This window comes from Halorubrum trueperi, from assembly GCF_042662525.1.
In the GTDB taxonomy this organism is placed as follows: domain Archaea; phylum Halobacteriota; class Halobacteria; order Halobacteriales; family Haloferacaceae; genus Halorubrum; species Halorubrum trueperi.
Genome location: NZ_JBHSXI010000001.1, coordinates 655,869 through 673,952, shown reverse-complemented (window position 1 = coordinate 673,952; position 18,084 = coordinate 655,869). Strand labels below are relative to the sequence as shown.

Here is an 18,084-nt window from a genome sequence, read left to right as displayed (position 1 = left end):
TCGGGGGGCGCGTACTGTAGTATGCAAGTCACAGTCGTCGGAAGCGGGTACGTCGGGACCACCCTCGCGGCCTGTCTCGCCGATGTTGGCCACGACGTGACGGCCGTCGACATCGATCCGGACGTCGTCGCGGCGGTGAACGACGGCCGCGCGACGATCCACGAACCGGGACTCGACGACCTGCTAGCCGATCACGCGAACGACCGGCTTCGCGCGACTACCGAGTACGACGGCGTCCCCGACGCCGCCGTCACGTTCCTCGCGATCGGGACCCCCTCCCGCGAGGACGGGAGCATCGACCTCGGCCCGCTCACCGCGGCCGCCGAGATGACCGGCGAGGCGATCGCGGCCGCGTCCGAGGACGACGGGGCGACCCCCGAAGGCGACCGCCACCTCGTTGTCGTCAAGAGCACGGTCACGCCGCCGGGGGTCCGCGAGATCCGGGAGGCGCTCCGTGCTGGCGCGGGCGAGGCCGCCGATCGCGTCGAGCTCGCGACCAACCCGGAGTTCCTCCGAGAAGGGTCCGCCGTGGACGACTTCCAGCACCCGGACAAGCTCGTCTTCGGGACCGAGTCTGGGTGGGCCGCGGAGCGGTTGGAGACCCTCTACGATCCGCTGCTCGCGTCGACCGACGCGGACGTGCCGATCGTCCGAACCGACCCCGAGACGGCCGTGATGATCAAGTACGCGAACAACGCCTTCCTCGCGTCGAAGATCTCGCTCGCGAACGACCTCGGGAACATCTGCAAGCGGTTCGGAATCGACGCGTACGAGGTGATGGACGCGGTCGGGCTCGACGACCGAATCGGGGCGAAATTCCTCCGGTCGGGGGTCGGCTACGGCGGGAGCTGCTTTCCCAAGGACGTCGACGCCATCCGGGCCGCGTCCCGCGAGGCCGGGTACGAGCCCGCGCTCCTCGACGCGGCCGTCGCGGTGAACGACGGGCAGCCCGAACGCATGCTCGACCTCCTCGACTCCCACGTCGACGTCGCGGGCGAGCGCGTGGCGGTACTCGGCCTCGCTTTTAAACCCGGGACGGACGACGTCCGGAACTCCCGGGCGATCCCGATCGTCGAAGGGTTGCGCGAGCGCGGCTCGGAGGTCGTCGGTTACGACCCCGTTGCCGCCGAGAACGCGCGCGAGCTGTTCCCCGGGATCGAGTACGCGGACTCGGCCGACGCGGCCCTCGACGGCGCGGCGGCCGCGCTCGTCGTCACCGACTGGGACGAGTTCGCGGCGCTCGGCGACGCCTTCGACGCGATGACGATCCCAAACGGAGCGGACGGTCCGGTCGTGATCGACGGGCGGCGAGTGATCGAGCGGCGCGAGGGGCTGACGTACGAGGGGCTTACGTGGTGATCGAGCGGTTCACGAGGTGATCGGGCGTTGGGAGGGCGGTCGACTGAGCCGGATTTATATACCAGCCGAGAAAGTATTTCGCATGGCGGCCCTCCAATCCATCCGTCCGGCAGTCAGTGGCGTCGTTCGCAACCCGATCCTCGTCGCGGTCACGGCGCTGTTCGGGCTCTCACAGCTTCCCAACCTGCTCGTACAGCCCGGGCAACCGATCCTCGCAGGGGTGTTATCGCTCGCCACGTTCGGCGTCATGGTGCTCGCACTTCCGTTCTTCCAGGGCGGGGTGCTCGGCATGGCCAGCGAGGCGCTCGCGGGGCGAACGAGCCTCGGAACGCTGGTAGCGACCGGAAAGGCGAACTACGTTTCGTTGCTCCTGGGCTACTTCGTCCTGCTGGCGCTGAACCTCGTCTTCGGGTTCGTCACCTTCATGGGCGTGCTCATCGCCGTCGTCGGCGGCTCCGTCGGCGGCGTAGACGCTGCGTCGGGCTTCGGGGCGAACACCACGCTGCTGGTGGTCGCCGCGATAGTCGGCGTCGGTCTGCTCCTCGCGTACATCGTGGTCACCGTCTTCATTCAGTTCTACGCGCACGCGGTCGTACTCGACGGAACCGACCTCGTCGCCGGCTTCCGTCGGAGCGCCGGACTCGTCCGCTCGAACCTCCTGAGCGTGATCGGATACACCGTGATACTCGGCGCGGGAAGCCTCCTCGTCGGCACGCTGGCCGCCGCCGCGTCGTTCGTCTTCACCCCACAACCGCCGGGCAGCCCGGCGGTGTCGCTCATTTCCATCGACCAAACCCCGGCGCTCCTCGTCGCTGGCGCGGTCGGATACATCCTCCTGACCGGGGTGTTCGGCGCGCTCTACGCGACGTACTCCGTCGCCTTTTACGAGCGGATCAGCCCCGGCCCGGTCGCGGGCGACGCCTGATCGATCGATACCAGGCCGCCGGCGGGGAACTGTTGCTGTGTCGTTGATGATGCGATGAATTGGCATCTGCCGGCTATACATCGCGACTAACTCGACGCTGACACGGTGACCGCTTCCAACGCCCCAGTCGCCGGCGACAGGACTCGTTTATTTATAAGCAGCCGTCGCTGTCGCGCTCGGTTCTTTCCGTGGCATAGCGGCGGCGACGGTCTGTAACACTCGCTCCCGCTAGCGATTTTCCACCATCGATCCTCCGTCGGACTGAGCGGTTCGCGCGGTCGGTGACACCGACGTGAGTCAGAGCCCCGCAACGCGCAGCCGCTCGGGGACGAACGTCCGCTCCGCGAGCGCAACGATGCCCGTCCCGAGCGCCACGCCGGCGAGGAAGCCGGGGCCGTACGGGAAGAGCCGCGGTGCGAACGCGAGCGCGACGCCAAGCCAGACCGACGCGACGAGAAGCCCGACGCCGAAGGCGACGTACATCAGCGTCGCTCGCCGGTCCGCCGAGAGCCTGTCTCGCGCCAGCCATGCGACAGGCCCGAGGACGAGGGCGGTGGCGACCGCCCACGCAGTCGCGAGCCCCCACGGTTGCGGATCGGCAGCGTAGAACTGGACCGCCGCGAAGGCGCAGACCGCGACGAGCGCGGCGGACCGTCCGAGTCGCCGTCTGCGAGAGGACGCTTCGGAGGGCATCATAGAGGGTACAAGCGTCGGTTTCGGCCGAATCCTCATAAGCGATCTGGCGAGCCCACGTGTTCCGCACGCTTTTCCCGTCTCGGCCGACTACGGTGGGGCAACATGACCGATTCGCCCGCGTCGGATCGGGGCTCGCTCCCGCCCGACCCGAACGACCTCTCCGTCACCATCGTCGACGGCTACGTCGACGAGCCGGCGCACTTCGGCGTCCCGCCGTACATCTCGACGTATCCACGGTACACGGCCGGCGCACTCGTCGACGCGGGCGTTCCCGAGACGCAGATCACCTACCACACCATCGACGAACTCCGGGAGGATCGGGGCAAGCACGCCGACGTCGCCGACGCCGACCTGTTCGTCTACGTCGGCGGGATGACCGTTCCCGGCAAGTACGTCGGTGGCACCCCTGCAGAGCCCGACGAGGTGCGCGAACTGGGCTGGACCGCGGACGGCGTCACCCTGCTGGGCGGTCCCGTGCGGTTCGGCGTCGGCGAGGAGAACGCGGGCGCTCAGGAGACGGAGCGCGACGACCTCGACTACGACTTCGTCGCCATGGGCGACGTGGAGGCGGCGGCCCACGACCTCGTCCGCGAGGGGTTAGAGGGGTTCGGTAACCGGATGCGGGACAACCCGGAAATCGACCGGTGGGCCGAGAAGGGGGCGTTTGTCGTCGAACAGCACCCGAACCACCCCGACTACCTCATCTGCGAGATGGAGACCTCTCGCGGGTGCGCGTACCGCTGTTCGTTCTGTACCGAGCCCCTCTACGGGAGCCCGGCGTTCCGCGAGGCCCAGTCCGTCGTCGACGAGGTCGACGCGCTCTCGAACCGGGGAGTCAAACACTTCCGTCTCGGCCGACAGGCCGACATCCTCGCGTTCGGCGGCGACGGCGAGGCACCGAACCCCGACGCGCTTCGCGAGCTGTACGGCGGGATCCGCGACGTCGCGCCCGACCTGCGGACGCTCCACCTCGACAACATGAACCCGGTGACGATCACCGATTACCCCGAGGCCTCCCGCGAGGCGATCCGGGTCATCGCCGCGCACAACACGCCCGGCGACACTGCCGCCTTCGGGCTCGAATCGGCCGACCCGATAGTCCAAGAGCAGAACAACCTGCTCGTCACCGCCGAGGAGTGCCTGGAGGCCGTACGCGTCGTCAACGAGGAGGGCGGGTGGCGGCCGGGCGACGCCCCGGAGACGACGCCCGGTACCGACGACCGGGTGACGGGGCCGTCGACCGGGCCGGACGCCTCGCCGCGGCTCCCGAAGCTGCTCCCCGGGATCAACCTCGTCCACGGGCTCGCGGGCGAGCGGCCGGAGACCTACGAGCACAACAAGGCGTTCCTCCAGACCGTCTACGACGAGGGGCTGATGCTCCGCCGGATCAACATTCGGCAGGTGATGGCGTTCGCGGGCACGGAGATGGCCGAGACGGGCGCGGACATCGCACAGGAGCACAAAGACCAGTTCCAGGCGTACAAACGCGAGGTCCGCGAGACGGTCGACAACCCGATGCTCGACCGGGTCGTCCCGCCGGGAACGGTCCTCCCGGACGTGCACCTGGAATACCACCAGGACGGCAAGACGTTCGGTCGCCAGCTCGGCACGTACGCCCTCCTCGTCGCGGTCCCCGGCGAACGCGAGCTCGGGACCGCGATCGACGTGGCGATCACCGACCACGGCTACCGCTCCGTGACGGGGGTCCCGTACCCGCTCGACGTCAACGCCGCGTCGATGGACGAGCTGACCGCGGTCCCCGGGATCAACCGGAGCACGGCCGGGGACGTCGTCGTGGGGCGACCATACGGTTCGCTCGACGAGGTCGACACCGGCGTCGCGGACCTCTCGCGATTCGCCGTCGTCGACGACGTCGACGTTCCGATTCCCGGCCGCGACCGGGCCGGATCGGGTCCCGGGCCGGCGGCGCGCTCCGGACTCGATCGCGGCGAGTCCCCGGCCGACCGCGGCGATCGCTCACCCGCCGGCCGCGGCGACTGAGACCGATGCCGTCGTCCGAAGCGTCGCTGCCCGAATCGCCGCCGTCGATCACCCGCATCGAGGTCGAAGTGGATACCCGCGCGCCCGAGGGGACGACGAACGCCTACGTGATCGGCGGGCTCCTCGTCGACCCCGCGGCCCGCACGGGAGCGTTGGACCGTGCGATCGGCGTCCACGGATCGAGGTCCGCCGACGGGGACGCCGATGTCGACGAGACGGACCCCGCTGGAGTGGACGCGATCGCGGTGACGCACACCCATCCGGATCACGTTGGCGCGGTCGCCGAGTACGCCGACCTGACCGGCGCGACCGTGTTCGCGCACGCCGACCACGTCGATCGGTTCGCGGACGCGACGGGGATCGATCCGGACGGCACCTTCCGAGACGGCGACCCGGTCGGAGGGGCCGGCGTGCGCGCGTTCGAGACCCCCGGGCACGCGCCGGACCACGTCGCGTTCGCGGCGGAGGTCGCGGTCGAGGAGCCTGGGACTCCCCGCGACGGTACCGCCGACGGCGACAGCGACGATGGCAACGAACCGCACCGCGAACTGGTCTGCGGCGACCTCGCGGTCGCAGAGGGGAGCGTCGCGGTCGGTGCGCCGGACGGGGACCTCCGCAACTACCTCGCCAGCCTCGAACGAGTCCGTGACGCCGGATTCGATCGACTCCGACCCGGCCACGGCCCGCCGATCGACGACCCGGACGCCGTCTGTCGGCGGCTTATCGATCACCGGCTCTCGCGGGAGCGAGCGGTCCTCGACGCGGTCGCCGGCGGCGCGAACGACGTGGACGCCGTCCTCTCCTGCGCCTACGAGAAGGACCTGACGGGCGTCGAGGACCTCGCGCGGGCGACGGTGGTCGCCCATCTCGAGAAGCTCGTCGCGGAGGGGGAAATCGGAGGGGAGTGGACGGCGCGGATCGGCGGCCGATAGACCGACGGAGGGCGGGGCCCGGCCGCGCGGTCAGGGCTCGGGTTCAAGCTCAGCGGCGACCGCCGACAGGGGGGTTTCGGTGACGTCGACGAACCGTCCGCCGACGTCGACGACGCCGCCGTCGGTCTCCGGGTCGTCGCCGACGTGGACCAGCGTCTCGGATGAGACTTCGAGCGCGGCGGCGACCGCCTCGAACGCGTTCGGGTGCGGCTTTCGCCAGCCGCAGCCGACGCTGGTCGTGACCGCGTCGAACTCCCCGCGGAGTCCGGCGCGGATCAGCGTCTTGGGAACGAGCTCCGGCACCGCGCAGTTCGAGAGCAGGCCGACTGGGCCGTGCGCCGCCACGTCTCGGACCGCGGTCAACGCGCCGTCGCGTCGGGTCACGTCTGGATCGAACGCCGCTACCACGGCGTGGCGGACGATGTTCCCCGGGGCGTCGACGCCGCGGGAGTCGAGCGCGTGCGCGACGTGGGCCGGGAGCGGGACCTCTGCGCCGGTCGGAGCGTCCACGTGCCGCTCGCCGTACGCGACGTGCCAATCGTCAGGCACGGCGACGCCTCGCGACTCGAGTTCGCGCGCGACGACCTCAGCGGGGTCGACAGGGTACTCGACGTCGACGAGCGTCCCGAACAGATCAAAGGTGACTGCCACGATATCGTCCCTAGGACGAAAACGAGATTGAAGCTGTCGGTCCGCGCGAAGGCCGATCAGCCGGTGGTCACGGCCGACCCGGCACGTCACAGAACTGGTGCGACGTGAATGGAGTAGAACCGATAGAGTCCGGTGACCCACGCGCAGAGCCAGAGGAGCAAGAACCCGGCCACCCCGATTCGGAGCCGGGCTCGCCAGTGACCCATGTTCTCGTGTAACTCGTCGATGTCGGCGTCGGGGTTCTCGTACGCGTCCGCGTTGCGCTTCGCCTGAAAGATCCTCACGATGCCGGTGAGCGCGAACGCCAACAGCGCGTACGCCTGGAGGCCGAAGAACGCGTGGATCACGGCGAGGCCGGTGAGGCGTCTGAGGACCCGCGGTATCATCCACGCGACGATCGGAACCGTCGTCAGCGCTAGCCCGACAGCGATGTACCGCAGGTGGTGCGTGAGGACGTTCCATGTCACGGTCTCGGCGTCGATCATGATCCACGCCCCGTACAGGAGAAACGGGAGGCTCGCCGTCACGGACAGCCCGGCCAGCGTCGCGATAACCGACGGATCCACCATTGATCGCCGCTACGATCCCCGGCGCGTAAAGCTCCCCGATCCCAGCGCCTCCTCGCGAGGATCGGTTGCAGTAGTCGTCGATCGGACGCGGTTTGTCGCGGTCGGTCGCGGTAGTCGTCGATCGGACGCGGTTTGTCGCGGTCGGTCGCGGTAGTCGTCGATCGGACGCGGTCGGTCGCGGACGAAAACAGTTAGCGTCCGGAGCCCATACACCCGAGCAATGGAGGACACCTCGACGGGATCGGAGCCGGATCGGCGGCCGGATCGGGTACCGGACGAGCCGGATGGAGACGTCGACGACGACGGTCTCGGCGACTCCGACGCCCCCGAGAACGCCGACAACGCCGACGACCTCGACGAACTCCGGGAACGGGTCGAAGCGGAGTACGACTTCGACGACTTCGGGCCGTCGGACATGGCGCGCATGAGCGCCGAGGAGTGGGACGCCGCCTTCGATCCGGATTCGTGGATCACCGGAGATCGGTTGCTCGACCGCGTCGAGGCCGAGTTGAAGTCTCGGATCGCTCGACGAGAGGTGTTCGGCGTGCTAGAGCGCGTCCGCGCCGACGGTGACGAGCGGATCCTCGTGTACTCCGACGAGGGATACGCGATCGTGCGGCCGACCGGCGAGGTGGCGGGACAGGGAACCGTCCTCAGAGATCTCGAACCGATCGTCGCGCTCGCGGCGATGGAGTCGTACGACGTGCCGGAGCCGCCAGACGACTGGTCGCTCCCGCATCCCGACACGGTTCCCGAGGGCTCCGGCGAGTTCGGGAATCTGATCGTTCAGATCGTCGCGACCGTGCAGGTTCTCGCCGGCGGTGCGCTTCTCGTCGCCTCGGTCGTCACCGATCTGAACACCATCGTCGCCCCCGCGGTGGGGATCGTGTTCCTCCTCGTCGGCCTGTTCCTGTTCGTGATGGTGGCGAACGCTCGCCTCTCCGATCGGTTCCGATCCGAGGAGTATCGCGAGCGGCTTCGGGCCCTCCGCGAGGCGAAGGAGCGACCCGACTTCGTGCCGGTCGAAAACGGTGTCATAGAGGAGAGCGAACTGGACGAATAAACCGCCGATATCGGCGGGCACAGACCGTGTAAACCCTTCCACGTCGGCGGGTTCAGTCGGTGGGTTTAAGCGCACCCCGTTCTGAGTGAACCTGTATGAAAAGGCGGGATTTCGTGCGGACGGCCGGCGGTGCGACCGCCGCGGTCGCGGCCGGGGCCGGGGCGACCGGATCGGCCGCCGCACAGGAGGAGCAGCCGGACTGGCCGAGCGGGGTCACCAACGGGAACCTCGGCGAGTACGTGGACGCCCGCGGGGAAAGCGAAGTGACCGTGGAGGTCGGCGCGGGCGACGACGGGCTCGCGTTCAACCCGACCCAGCTGTGGGTCGATACGGGCACGACGATCACGTGGGAGTGGACCGGCAGCGGCGGGAGCCACAACGTCGTCACCGTCGAGGGCGCGGCCGACCTCGATAGCGGCGACGCCGTCGGCGAAGAGGGATACACCTACGAGTACGAGGTGACCGAAGAGGACGCCGGCATCACTCACTACCACTGCGTCCCCCACGACACGACGGGGATGCACGCCGGCATCGCCGTCGGCGAGGACGTCGAAACGGTCGAAGTGGGCGGCGCGTCGACCGGATGGCCCGAGGACATCGCGTACGTCGGCGTCGTGCTTCACCCGCACTGGATCGGGATCGCGGCGATCCTCGGTGTCGGACTCTCGTTCGTATTCACCTTCTACCTCCTGAAGTACGGCGAGTCGTCCCACACCGGCCACGGAGGGTCCCAATGAGTTCCGGCGACTCGTCGTACGGCGACATCCACCGGTACGAGCCGGCGAGGGAGAGCACCGCCGCCGCGATCGCGATCGTGCTGCTCACCGTCATCGAAGTCGTGTTGGTCTCGCTGTTCGTGTACGGGCTCATGTCCGCGTGGGCGTCGACGGAGTTCGGGAACATGTTCGCCGGGGCACTCTTGGCGATGATCTTCATCGACCTCGCGTTCATCCTCCTGTTGTACCGCAAAGAGTTCCTGCCGGACGTGATGATCGTGAAGAAGCGTCGCCGCAAGTGGGAGGACCTCTACGTCCGCGAAGACGAGAAAGACGGCGTGACGATAGATACCGGCAGCGCGATGGAGACCCTCAAGCGGACGGTGTACCCGTACTACAAGAAGTGATCCCACAATGAGTCTCAAAAAACAGGACGAGATGGACCACAACGCGTGGCTCAAAACGCAGGATCTGACGGTTATCGAGACCGCGTTCCTCACCACGCTCATCTGGCTGGACAAGCGGCTGCGCATCGTCGACTACCTCGAACTGCTGGAGACGATGTACTACCGCGCGAACCTCCAGATGCCGAAGAGCCACACCGAGCAGTACGATCTAGACAACAAGTTCTGGTACTGGTACCCCCTGTACTCGCTCGGTTCCCTCTCGATCATCGCGTACTTGGTCGCAGCGGTCACCGGCGCGCTGTTGGGGTTCTACTACTCCCCGTCGACCGCCGGTGCGGCGGCACAGGGTGACCCGACCGCCGCGTACGACTCGCTCGTGATGATCATGACCGACGTTCAGTTCGGCTTCATGCTCCGGTCGATCCACAAGTGGGCGGCCCAGTTCATGACGGCGGCGGTGTTCCTCCACATGCTCCGCGTGTACTTCACCGGGTCGTACAAGGAGCCGCGCGAGGTCAACTGGGTGCTCGGGGTCGTCCTCATCGCGCTGACGCTGCTCTTCGGGTTCTCCGGTTACGTCCTCCCGTGGAAACAGCTGTCCTTCTGGGCGGCGCAGATCGGCGTCGAGATGGCCCTCGCGACGCCCATCGTGGGCGAGTGGGTGGCACAGCTCATGTTCGGCGGCTTCACCCTCGGACAGGCGACGCTCGTGAGAATGTACATCCTGCACGTATTCGTGTTGCCGTTCGTGGTGACCGGGCTCATCGCGCTCCACGTCGGCATCGTCTGGGTGCAGGGAATCGCGGAACCGCACTAATCCAATGACTGACGACGACACTCTCATGACGGACGGCGGCACCGACGAGAAAGCGCGAACAGACGGCGGCCCGCCGGCAACGGTCCCGTCGGACGACGAGACGCCGACCTGGTCCGAGCGCAAGGAGCGCTCGCAGGGGCTCGCGCAACTCACCTACCAGTACTTCGAGCGTTCGCGCCGGGAAGACGAGGATCTTCGCGCCGAGTCGACGTACGTCGAGCGCGACGTGCTCGGATTTCCCGCGTGGCCCCACGAAACCCTTCGGAACCTCGCCATCACGAGTTTCTTCGTCGGGATCATCATCCTCGTCGCGGCCGTGCTCCCGGTTCACTTCGGAGCCCCGGCGAACCCCGGATCGACGCCTTCGGTCATCCTGCCCGACTGGTACCTCTACTGGTCGTTCGGGCTGCTGAAGCTCAATCCGATGAACCCCGAGCTCGCGGTGCTGGGCGGGAACATCCTCCTCGGAAACGAGTTCCTCGGGATCATCGCGCACGGCGTCATCTTCGGAGCCATCACGCTCGTTCCCTTCCTCAACAAGGGGAGCGCTCGCCGTCCCGTCGAGCAGCCGTTCTGGGCCGCGATCGGCGTGACCGGCGTGGTCCTCTCGATCACGCTGGCCGCGCTCGCCATTCAGAACTTCTTCCCCATTCAGCTCGATCTGCTGTTCACGCTCACGTTCCTGCTGCCGGCCGCCGGCGGCATCATCACCTACGCGGTGTTGAAGACGATGCGTGAAGGGTACATGTACGACCTGAACCGCCGGTACTACATGCTGCGGCCGCCGAAGTAACGCCGCTCGGAACCCCCTCCAGCGACCGTTCGCAGTGTGCACTGTCCATGTCATCATCCTCCGACAACGACGATCCGCAGGCGTTCGACGAGACGGGCGACCCGATCGCCGCGAACGACGCGGACGATCCGCGCAACGAACCGACTGGTCCGCGAACTGGCCCGGCGGGTCGCGAGGTCGTCGTCCCGTTCAGGCTCTACAAGGTCGTTACCGTGTTCTCGACGCTGGCCGCCGTCCTCGCGTACATCGTCGGATTCACGCTGATCGACGCGGCGACGCTACAGCTGAGCGTGGTTCGGACCGTGATCGTGTATCTCCTCGGCAGCGTCGGTCTCGCGCCGTCAGACGACATGCTCGTCGCGGGTCTTTCGATCGCTGGAGTGGCGTTCATCGTCGGCGGAACGGCGGTGTACGTCCTCGGAACGCGCTTCCGCGGACGCGGGATGGGAAAGTCTCAAGACGGGTCCAACGAATCATAGGGTAATGGCAGACGAGTTCATCAAGGGCTTCACCCTGTTCGCGATCGGGGCGCTCGCCTGGTTCACGTTCGGCGGGTGGTACCGGACGCCGTCGTACTACGAAATCGTCCAGCTGGTCAACCCGGCAGAGGGCGTCAACACCGCCTACGGGCAGATCGGCCTCCTCGCCGGCGACGTCGCCTTCTGGCTCATGATCGTCGGTCCGCTCGTGTTCTGGGTGCTCGTCCCGGCCAGCCGCGAACTCCGAGACGCTCTCGACGACGACGCCGAGGCGGCGAACTGAACGACCGGTAAGTCTTTCTGCACGATCGGTCACCGACAACTTCCGTCGGGCTCCGTCGCGTTCGTACAACGCTGTTCCGTATTCGCCGGGATTTTCACAATTTCCGACGACACGATAGTCCTCACAGTCCTGCAGTTCGGCCCGGTCTCTCGCAATCGGCGCGTCGCCACCGGCGGTGCCGGTCCCGTTTGATAGTAGTCGCCGGTCCGTTCCGCTCCGAGACGAGAGTTCTCGGCGCACCGATCGAGGGTCGCGGTGCGGGCCGAGTTCGTTGACGGTGCCCCGCTCCGATTCCGCCGCCGTCCGCTCCCCGGATCCGGCCGCGATCCGCTCGCTCCGACCGCGTCACGGCGCGCCCGAGAACGCTGCTATCCGAAGTTCGAAAAAGTCGGTGAACCGCAGTCGACGCCGAACGTCCGACTGACCGTCCGCTTTCCGGAGCAAACGGCGGGGGAGAAACGGGAGCACAGAGCGCCTGTCGTCAGACGTAGCGTCTCACGCGACGTGGCGTCTTACGCGACGATGTACTGGTTCCAGAGCCCTTCGACGAGGAAGAACAACGCGTAGTAAGATGCGTACACCAACACGAGCCCAGACGCGGCGATCGCACTTTTCGGGGCCTCGATCCGCATATCGTTGCGCGCCTCGACGTTGCGCGCCTCGAGTTCAAACAGGTCGGCGATGAGCATCGTGATGACGAGCACCGAGAGGATAACGCCGCTGATCGGCGAGTCGAGCACGAACAGGAAGCTTAACAGAACGAGTCCGACGTTCGTGAACGCGTGGGGCGCGTACGGTTCGACGCTCTCGCCGTCGGTTCCCTGCTCGACGTGCCGTCGGTGCGCGAGGTGGCGCGTCGCGAGATTCGCGATCGCCATCACGAATATCGCGTACGGCAGCATCGGTCCGACATCGGCCAGCCAGCCGAGTGGCACCAGGAACTGCAGTGGGTCCATACCGACAGATCAGTTCACGAGTTATTAGAGTGTTTCCGATCGTCGCGCTCGCCGCGACGCCGTTGCGGCCGAAACGACGATCTCGACTCGTTCGACCGCTTCGATCTCGATCGCTCGGTGCGGCGCGACGGTTCGGCGTTTCGTTCCGTCGACGACGAGCGACACCGGTTCGGTCTCTCGCTCGACCGAGAGCGTCGCTCGGTCCGCGGCGACCCACGCGTCGGTGTGGGTGCTGAACGGAGCGATCGGGACGACCGAGAGCCCGCCGCCCGGTTCGACGACCGCACCGCCGGCGGCGTTGGCGTACGCGTCGCTCCCGAGCGGCGTCGCGACCACCGCCCCGTCCGCGCGGAACGACTCGGTTCCACCCTCCGGGAACGAGACCGCAAACTCCGAGATGCGCGCCGGTTCGTCGGTGACGAGCGCGACGTCGAAGGCGGCTCGGCAAGCACTCCCCGAACCGCCCTCGGAATCGACCGCGAGGATCGGATGCGTGACGCGCCGGAGTCCGTCGGACGGTTGGTCGCCATCGTCGCGTGCCGGATCGTAATCGTCGAACAATCGACGAGCGCAACGCTCCGCGTCGGCGACGTCGAGCGCGAATCGAGGTTGGCCGACGGGGATCACCGGCGCGGCCGGCGCGTCGACGAGCACGTCGCGGACCGCGCGTTCGCCGACCGCGACGACCGCAGCGATCGCGTCAGCAGGCGGGTTCGCGTCTGCGATGTCGCCGACTCGCCAGCCGAGGTCTCGGATAGCCGTCCGGAGCTTCGCCGTCCGGTCGTCGTCGCCGACGACGACGACTCGGCGTTCCGCCCGTTCCATACGCGAGGAGTGCGCCGGCACGCGTGAAAACCTCCCGGTTCGCGTCGGGGCAACGACGGTCAGAACGGCCAGTCGCCCGTGATCTTCATCCCGGTCGCCTTCCCCTCACGTTCGAGCGCCGCGGCGATCTCCTCTCCGCGCTTCCGCGACGTGTTCACGTCGTCGGCGGCGAGTTCGACGACCAGTTCGGTCAGCAGGATCGCCTGTTCTCGGAGGTTTCTCGACTCCAGTTTGTCGAGCGTGTCCGCGCCGGTGTGGCCCCACCCTCGCCCGCGTCCCTCCGTCTCTCCGGAGACCATGTATCCCGGGATTCCCCGCTCGACGAACGGCCAGTGGTCGCTGTGCGGAACCAGTTCCCCGCCGAGCGCTATCGGGTGATCGAACCGGTCGCTCACGCGCTCGGCCGTCGCCTCGAGCGCGTCGAATCCGTGGTGATCGAGTGTAAGCGTGCGACCGAACACGTTGCTGTCGACGTTGACGACGGCTTTGACGCGCTCGGGATCGACCGCCTCGGCGAACAACGACGAGCCGACGAGGCCGACTTCCTCCGCCCCGAAGCCGACGAACCGGACGCGAGTATCGAGTTCGTCCTCGCGAGCGGCGAGCGCGCGGGCGACCTCGACGATCGTCGCCGTGCCGGCTCCGTTGTCCATCGCGCCCTCGGCGATGTCGTGTGCGTCGACGTGCGAGGACGCGACGAGGTAATCGTCGGTGTCCGGACCGACCTCCGCGACGACGTTCCCGCTCGTGGCGTCGGGGATCTCACAGTCGACGTCCACGAGGAGTTCGTCGCCTTCGTATCGCCGAATGAGGCGGGAGCCGGTTTCCTTGGAGACGCCGACGGCGGGGATCGCACCGATCGGATCGTCCGCGGTGCCGACGCTCCCGGTCGGCGGAAGGGTTCCCTCGACGTGGTTCACGAAGACGAACGCCGCGGCACCCGCCTCGACCGCATGGTAGTACTTCTCTCGGCGGTGGACGAATCGATCGACCGAATCGGGCGTCGTCGAGGAGACCACCACGACCGCGCCCGCTACCTCGCCGTCCTCGAAATCCTCGGGGAGTCCGTATCCGAGGTCGACGAGCTCACCGGCCGCCTCCCCGCTCGGGCTCCGCGGAAGGGCGATACAGGCGCTTCGACCGCTCGCGACGGGCTCGCCCCCGCGACGGATCTCGCTGTCGCCGCGCTCCCACCCTTGGATGTCGAACGCTTCGATTCGCGCGTCACGCGCGCCGGCGGCGGCGAGCGCGTCTCGGGTCAGTTCGAGTCCGGCGCGCTCACCGTCGGATCCCGCCATCCGGTTCCCAACGTCGACGAGGGATTCGAGGTGGGTCCAGCCGACGTCGCTCGTGAAGGTGTCGCCGATCCAGTCGGTCATGCGTGTGGGTGACCGGGGCAGGGGTCAAGCGTTTCGGTGACGGCGGCGACAGCCTATATCCCTGAAACCGCGGGGAAAAGCACCGCCGCGGCCTCCGCGGCCGCGAACGTCGAGTCGTACAGGTGATTGAGGAGGAGGTAGGTGACGACGCCCAAGATGAGCGAGAGGAGCCACGCGCCGGCGGCGATCCGGCCGACGCGTCGGTGGGGGGTCGCGTTCCGGAGCTCCGCCTCGGTGTGCGTGAGCCCGAGGACGAGGGCGTAGAGGACGACCGGGACGGCGACGACGGAGAGCACGATGTGGATCGCGAGCATGATCAGGTACGCCGGGTACACCCACTCCCACAGCGGGACCCAGCCGTACGCCGAGTCGAGGACGAACTCCCGCGTTCCACCGCCGGCGACCTTCGGGAGGTACATTCCGAGAAACAACAGGATGAGGACGAACGAGGTCGTCATCGCCGCCGCGTGTTTTTTCACCTCGCCGCTGCGGATCCAGTACCAGCCGAGCGAGAGCGTGGCGATGGTGACGGTGTTGACGGCGGCGATCGCGTGCGCGAGCAGGTCGACGGTTCCTCGGGTCAGCGTCGGGAACAGCGCCTGGAACTGCGGGACGAGGAACACGCCGCCGACGGCCCCGTAGCCGACGACGGTGAGGAGCAGGGTGATCGCACCGGCCCGCTCCTTGGCTCGGTCGCGAACGCTAGCGGTGGACATACGCGGGGTTATCGCGGGACCGTTAACTCGCTTTCGAGCGCGGAATGGGTCGCCGGCCGTCAGTGGTTCGGTTCGCCGACGAGTCAGGTCACCCGTCGATGACGCCGGTCGCGGTCGCGACCTCGATCGCGGCTTCCTCGTTGATCCCGCCCTGGAGGATCGTGTAGCGGTCGCGGATCTCGTGGGCGCTGGTGAGCGCCGCGATTAGCTCCGAGTCGTCGATCCCGAGCTCCGCGGCGGTCGTCGGGGCGTCGAGCTCGGAGAGTGCTTGTCGGATCGCGGTCCACTCTCCGTTCTCGCCGCTGTGAAGGTACTCGGTCACGATCGAGGCGACGCCGACCTGATGGCCGTGGAGCGCCCTCCCCGGCGCGATCCGGTCGAGCTGGTGGGAGATCAGGTGTTCCGCGCCCGAGGCGGGCCGCGAGGAGCCCGCGATCGACATCGCGACGCCCGAGGAGACGAGCGCCTTCACGACGACCCACGCCGACTCCTCTAACCCTGGGCGGATCATGTCGGCGTTCTCGACGAGCAGCTCCGCGGTCATCTCCGAGAGCGCGCCCGCGTACTCGCTGTATTCGACGTTTCGAAGCCGGCGGGCGAGCCGCCAGTCCTTCACGGCGGTGTAATTCGAGATGATATCCGCACAGCCCGCGGTGGTGAGCCGCCACGGGGCGTCGGCGATCAGCGTCGTGTCCGCGACGACCGCGAGCGGCGGGTCCGCGGCGACCGAGTGGCGCGTGTCGCCCTCGGGAATCGACGACCGGCCGGAGACGATCCCGTCGTGGGAGGCGACCGTGGGGACCGAGACGAAGCCGACACCGAGGTGGTCAGCGGCCATCTTCGCGATGTCGATCGGCTTCCCGCCGCCCAGGGCGATCAGGTAGCCGGGATCGATCGCCTCCGCGGTCGCGGTGAGCCGCTCGACCGCGTCGAATGAAGCCTCCTCGACGACGGCGGTCGCGGGGTCGTCGAACTGTGCCCGCACCCGGTCGCCGGCGATGTCGTTCGGCGTCGGGCTCGTCACGATCAGCGGCCGTCCCGTGAGGTACAGCTCCCCGACCGCCTCCCCGAGGTCGTCGACGACGTCGTGGCCGACGAGGACGTTCCGCGGGAGCTTGATCCACGTGGACTTCTCGAACATACGTGGCCTTCTCCGTAGAAATATTTAGAAGATGAGGTCTCGGTCCTGAGATGTATTTTCCGTGACGACTGCGCTCTTCGACGCTGTTGGATTCCTCGGTGATCGGTACAGTTTGCCAGTGTGGGGGTCAAGGCAGGTGTGGCGATGGGCGACGTTGTCTGTAAGAGAGCGAGCGCAAGCGCGACGACTGCTTATAAATGGACGGTGCGGCGCTGTGCGGTGGCGCGCCTCCGAGCGCCCGCAGGGCGCGAGTAGGGAGGGACCGGAGGTCCCTCTGACAGCCGGCGGCGAAGCCGCCGGCGACACCGCAGCGAGTGAGCGAAGCGAGCGAGTGAGGCGCGCAGCTAGGCCACCGAGTCGTCGCGGCTGGGGCTTTGTGAGTGTTCACCCCGCCAGCAACGATATATAAACAGTCGTCAGCAACACCACTCGATCACTCATAAACAACCGCCTCATCCCACCGAGACACCCACTCCTGCTATCGAACTAACACCTCGGATTCAACGCACACATTCAGAGTGCCGTCAGCGTCGTCGCAGCGTCGTACAGAAAGAAGACGCCGAACCCGGCGAGCACGGCGGCGGAGCCGACGGCGACGGCCGGTGCGAACGTCTCGATCCGGCGCTCGGCGGCGACGAGTCCCGACGGGAACCCGACGATCCACGTCAACACGCCGAGGAAGAAGCCGCCGATGAGCGCCGGCGATCCGGTGGCGACGACGAGCGTCCCGGCGAGGTCGTCACCGACGACCGGGAGCCGCGCGAGCACGTCGAGCTCGCCGGGGCGGAGGAGACCGACCCCAATCGTCAGCCAGAACAGCACCTGATAGGGGTTCGTCAGCGCGAGCACCAGCGCCTTGCGGAATCCCTTCCCCTCCGTGAGGACGGGCTCGTCGCCGGAGGTTGGTCGAAACGATGCCCGGGCTCCGCGAGCCGCGCCGACGGCGAAGTACAGCATCAGGACGCCGCCGACGGCGATCATAGCGCCCTGTAACAGTGGGAACGACTCGACGACCGCGACGACGCCGAGGTACGCGAGGACGAGGAAGATCGCGTCGGCGGTCGCCGCGCCGAGGCCCGCGCGGAAACCGGCGAGCCGACCGCGAAGCACCGATTCCTCGGCGATCACGGCGTTCATCGGCCCGGGCGGAGCCGCGAGCGCCAGTCCGAAGACGACCCCTGCAGCGAGCGTGACGAGGAGGTTCACACCGCTTCTGACGGCCGGTTTCGTGAAAAAGATCGCGAACGAAACGTGACCGTCACGGTCGGGGAACCCCCACAGATGGACACGTCTGGGCGGTGGATCTCACGTGTCGGGGTCGCGACCCTCCGCCCGCGTTCAGTCGGTCGTACCTCCGCCCGCGTTCAGTCGGTCGT

The 18,084-nt window shown here is 67.7% G+C and carries 20 protein-coding genes; 11 read left to right on the top strand and 9 right to left on the bottom strand.

All coding sequences use genetic code 11. From position 1 onward, the window contains the following. Window positions 1–21: 21 nt before the first annotated feature. Window positions 22–1,359, top strand: coding sequence for a UDP-glucose 6-dehydrogenase AglM (aglM, locus tag ACFQEY_RS03470; RefSeq protein ID WP_379764817.1), 1,338 nt, complete (start codon window positions 22–24; stop codon window positions 1,357–1,359). An 82-nt stretch (window positions 1,360–1,441) separates the two neighbouring features. Then, window positions 1,442–2,284: a DUF7847 domain-containing protein gene (locus ACFQEY_RS03465; RefSeq protein ID WP_379764815.1), complete on the top strand. Its 843-nt coding sequence runs from the start codon at window positions 1,442–1,444 to the stop codon at window positions 2,282–2,284. A gap of 297 nt (window positions 2,285–2,581) precedes the next feature. Here ACFQEY_RS03465 and ACFQEY_RS03460 read toward each other — a convergent pair whose 3' ends face one another. Further along, window positions 2,582–2,977, bottom strand: a complete 396-nt coding sequence (locus ACFQEY_RS03460; RefSeq protein WP_379765107.1) for a hypothetical protein — start codon at window positions 2,975–2,977, stop codon at window positions 2,582–2,584. Between the two features lie 105 nt (window positions 2,978–3,082). Between ACFQEY_RS03460 and ACFQEY_RS03455 the strand changes: the two genes are divergently transcribed. Together ACFQEY_RS03455 and ACFQEY_RS03450 are read left to right on the top strand one after the other, a co-directional pair. Next, window positions 3,083–4,981, top strand: coding sequence for a radical SAM protein (locus tag ACFQEY_RS03455; protein WP_379764813.1), 1,899 nt, complete (start codon window positions 3,083–3,085; stop codon window positions 4,979–4,981). Between the two features lie 5 nt (window positions 4,982–4,986). Then, the gene (locus tag ACFQEY_RS03450; protein WP_379764811.1) at window positions 4,987–5,913 is read left to right on the top strand and encodes an MBL fold metallo-hydrolase; all 927 of its coding nucleotides are present in this window, start codon (window positions 4,987–4,989) and stop codon (window positions 5,911–5,913) included. A 30-nt stretch (window positions 5,914–5,943) separates the two neighbouring features. Here ACFQEY_RS03450 and ACFQEY_RS03445 read toward each other — a convergent pair whose 3' ends face one another. Together ACFQEY_RS03445 and ACFQEY_RS03440 are read right to left on the bottom strand one after the other, a co-directional pair. Then, a complete protein-coding gene (locus ACFQEY_RS03445; RefSeq protein WP_379764809.1) occupies window positions 5,944–6,564 on the bottom strand; it encodes an HAD family hydrolase in 621 nt (206 codons plus the stop codon). An 86-nt stretch (window positions 6,565–6,650) separates the two neighbouring features. Then, the gene (locus tag ACFQEY_RS03440) at window positions 6,651–7,133 is read right to left on the bottom strand and encodes a DUF7321 family protein (protein ID WP_379764807.1); all 483 of its coding nucleotides are present in this window, start codon (window positions 7,131–7,133) and stop codon (window positions 6,651–6,653) included. Window positions 7,134–7,353: 220 nt separating this feature from the next. Here ACFQEY_RS03440 and ACFQEY_RS03435 point away from each other — a divergent pair, with 220 nt between their 5' ends. The 7 genes from ACFQEY_RS03435 to ACFQEY_RS03405 all read left to right on the top strand — a co-directional run bounded on the left by ACFQEY_RS03435 (window position 7,354) and on the right by ACFQEY_RS03405 (window position 11,691). After that, window positions 7,354–8,196: a DUF2304 domain-containing protein gene (locus tag ACFQEY_RS03435; RefSeq protein ID WP_379764805.1), complete on the top strand. Its 843-nt coding sequence runs from the start codon at window positions 7,354–7,356 to the stop codon at window positions 8,194–8,196. Window positions 8,197–8,291: 95 nt separating this feature from the next. Beyond that, a complete protein-coding gene (locus tag ACFQEY_RS03430; RefSeq protein WP_379764803.1) occupies window positions 8,292–8,933 on the top strand; it encodes a halocyanin domain-containing protein in 642 nt (213 codons plus the stop codon). Beyond that, complete coding sequence (locus tag ACFQEY_RS03425) at window positions 8,930–9,319, top strand: DUF7318 family protein (RefSeq protein ID WP_379764801.1); 390 nt, start codon at window positions 8,930–8,932, stop codon at window positions 9,317–9,319. Before ACFQEY_RS03430 ends, ACFQEY_RS03425 begins: the two co-directional genes overlap by 4 nt. A gap of 7 nt (window positions 9,320–9,326) precedes the next feature. Next, window positions 9,327–10,136 (top strand): cytochrome b, encoded by an 810-nt coding sequence (locus ACFQEY_RS03420; RefSeq protein WP_379764799.1) that lies wholly within the window; start codon window positions 9,327–9,329, stop codon window positions 10,134–10,136. A 4-nt stretch (window positions 10,137–10,140) separates the two neighbouring features. Next, window positions 10,141–10,929 carry a cytochrome b family protein gene (locus ACFQEY_RS03415; protein WP_379764797.1) on the top strand — a complete coding sequence of 263 codons (789 nt, stop codon included), beginning with the start codon at window positions 10,141–10,143 and terminating at the stop codon, window positions 10,927–10,929. A 47-nt stretch (window positions 10,930–10,976) separates the two neighbouring features. After that, a complete protein-coding gene (locus ACFQEY_RS03410) occupies window positions 10,977–11,408 on the top strand; it encodes a DUF7315 family membrane protein (protein ID WP_379764795.1) in 432 nt (143 codons plus the stop codon). A gap of 4 nt (window positions 11,409–11,412) precedes the next feature. After that, window positions 11,413–11,691 carry a DUF7314 family protein gene (locus ACFQEY_RS03405; RefSeq protein ID WP_379764793.1) on the top strand — a complete coding sequence of 93 codons (279 nt, stop codon included), beginning with the start codon at window positions 11,413–11,415 and terminating at the stop codon, window positions 11,689–11,691. 512 nt (window positions 11,692–12,203) lie between these two features. Here the strand turns inward: ACFQEY_RS03405 and ACFQEY_RS03400 are convergent. The 6 genes from ACFQEY_RS03400 to ACFQEY_RS03375 form a co-directional block, all read right to left on the bottom strand. After that, on the bottom strand, window positions 12,204–12,647 hold the full coding sequence (locus ACFQEY_RS03400; RefSeq protein WP_379764791.1) for a DUF7313 family protein: 444 nt from the start codon (window positions 12,645–12,647) through the stop codon (window positions 12,204–12,206). A gap of 24 nt (window positions 12,648–12,671) precedes the next feature. Then, the gene (locus ACFQEY_RS03395; RefSeq protein WP_379764789.1) at window positions 12,672–13,472 is read right to left on the bottom strand and encodes an NAD(+)/NADH kinase; all 801 of its coding nucleotides are present in this window, start codon (window positions 13,470–13,472) and stop codon (window positions 12,672–12,674) included. Between the two features lie 59 nt (window positions 13,473–13,531). After that, window positions 13,532–14,851 carry a M28 family peptidase gene (locus tag ACFQEY_RS03390; RefSeq protein ID WP_379764787.1) on the bottom strand — a complete coding sequence of 440 codons (1,320 nt, stop codon included), beginning with the start codon at window positions 14,849–14,851 and terminating at the stop codon, window positions 13,532–13,534. A 53-nt stretch (window positions 14,852–14,904) separates the two neighbouring features. After that, window positions 14,905–15,567 carry a DUF420 domain-containing protein gene (locus ACFQEY_RS03385; RefSeq protein ID WP_379764785.1) on the bottom strand — a complete coding sequence of 221 codons (663 nt, stop codon included), beginning with the start codon at window positions 15,565–15,567 and terminating at the stop codon, window positions 14,905–14,907. A gap of 88 nt (window positions 15,568–15,655) precedes the next feature. After that, window positions 15,656–16,708: an NAD(P)-dependent glycerol-1-phosphate dehydrogenase gene (locus ACFQEY_RS03380; protein ID WP_379764783.1), complete on the bottom strand. Its 1,053-nt coding sequence runs from the start codon at window positions 16,706–16,708 to the stop codon at window positions 15,656–15,658. 513 nt (window positions 16,709–17,221) lie between these two features. Then, window positions 17,222–17,914, bottom strand: coding sequence for a LysE family translocator (locus tag ACFQEY_RS03375; protein WP_379764781.1), 693 nt, complete (start codon window positions 17,912–17,914; stop codon window positions 17,222–17,224). Window positions 17,915–18,084 lie beyond the last annotated feature (170 nt).

Coding starts and splice junctions, on each gene's coding strand:
- ACFQEY_RS03465 (WP_379764815.1), top strand. CDS start 1,442: ATGGCGGCCCTCCAATCCATCCGTCCGGCAGTCAGTGGCGTCGTTCGC.
- ACFQEY_RS03390 (WP_379764787.1), bottom strand. CDS start 14,851: ATGACCGACTGGATCGGCGACACCTTCACGAGCGACGTCGGCTGGACC.
- ACFQEY_RS03425 (WP_379764801.1), top strand. CDS start 8,930: ATGAGTTCCGGCGACTCGTCGTACGGCGACATCCACCGGTACGAGCCG.
- ACFQEY_RS03410 (WP_379764795.1), top strand. CDS start 10,977: ATGTCATCATCCTCCGACAACGACGATCCGCAGGCGTTCGACGAGACG.
- ACFQEY_RS03405 (WP_379764793.1), top strand. CDS start 11,413: ATGGCAGACGAGTTCATCAAGGGCTTCACCCTGTTCGCGATCGGGGCG.
- ACFQEY_RS03435 (WP_379764805.1), top strand. CDS start 7,354: ATGGAGGACACCTCGACGGGATCGGAGCCGGATCGGCGGCCGGATCGG.
- ACFQEY_RS03400 (WP_379764791.1), bottom strand. CDS start 12,647: ATGGACCCACTGCAGTTCCTGGTGCCACTCGGCTGGCTGGCCGATGTC.
- ACFQEY_RS03440 (WP_379764807.1), bottom strand. CDS start 7,133: ATGGTGGATCCGTCGGTTATCGCGACGCTGGCCGGGCTGTCCGTGACG.
- ACFQEY_RS03420 (WP_379764799.1), top strand. CDS start 9,327: ATGAGTCTCAAAAAACAGGACGAGATGGACCACAACGCGTGGCTCAAA.
- ACFQEY_RS03450 (WP_379764811.1), top strand. CDS start 4,987: ATGCCGTCGTCCGAAGCGTCGCTGCCCGAATCGCCGCCGTCGATCACC.
- ACFQEY_RS03455 (WP_379764813.1), top strand. CDS start 3,083: ATGACCGATTCGCCCGCGTCGGATCGGGGCTCGCTCCCGCCCGACCCG.
- ACFQEY_RS03415 (WP_379764797.1), top strand. CDS start 10,141: ATGACTGACGACGACACTCTCATGACGGACGGCGGCACCGACGAGAAA.
- ACFQEY_RS03380 (WP_379764783.1), bottom strand. CDS start 16,708: ATGTTCGAGAAGTCCACGTGGATCAAGCTCCCGCGGAACGTCCTCGTC.
- ACFQEY_RS03430 (WP_379764803.1), top strand. CDS start 8,292: ATGAAAAGGCGGGATTTCGTGCGGACGGCCGGCGGTGCGACCGCCGCG.
- ACFQEY_RS03385 (WP_379764785.1), bottom strand. CDS start 15,567: ATGTCCACCGCTAGCGTTCGCGACCGAGCCAAGGAGCGGGCCGGTGCG.
- aglM (WP_379764817.1), top strand. CDS start 22: ATGCAAGTCACAGTCGTCGGAAGCGGGTACGTCGGGACCACCCTCGCG.
- ACFQEY_RS03460 (WP_379765107.1), bottom strand. CDS start 2,977: ATGCCCTCCGAAGCGTCCTCTCGCAGACGGCGACTCGGACGGTCCGCC.
- ACFQEY_RS03395 (WP_379764789.1), bottom strand. CDS start 13,472: ATGGAACGGGCGGAACGCCGAGTCGTCGTCGTCGGCGACGACGACCGG.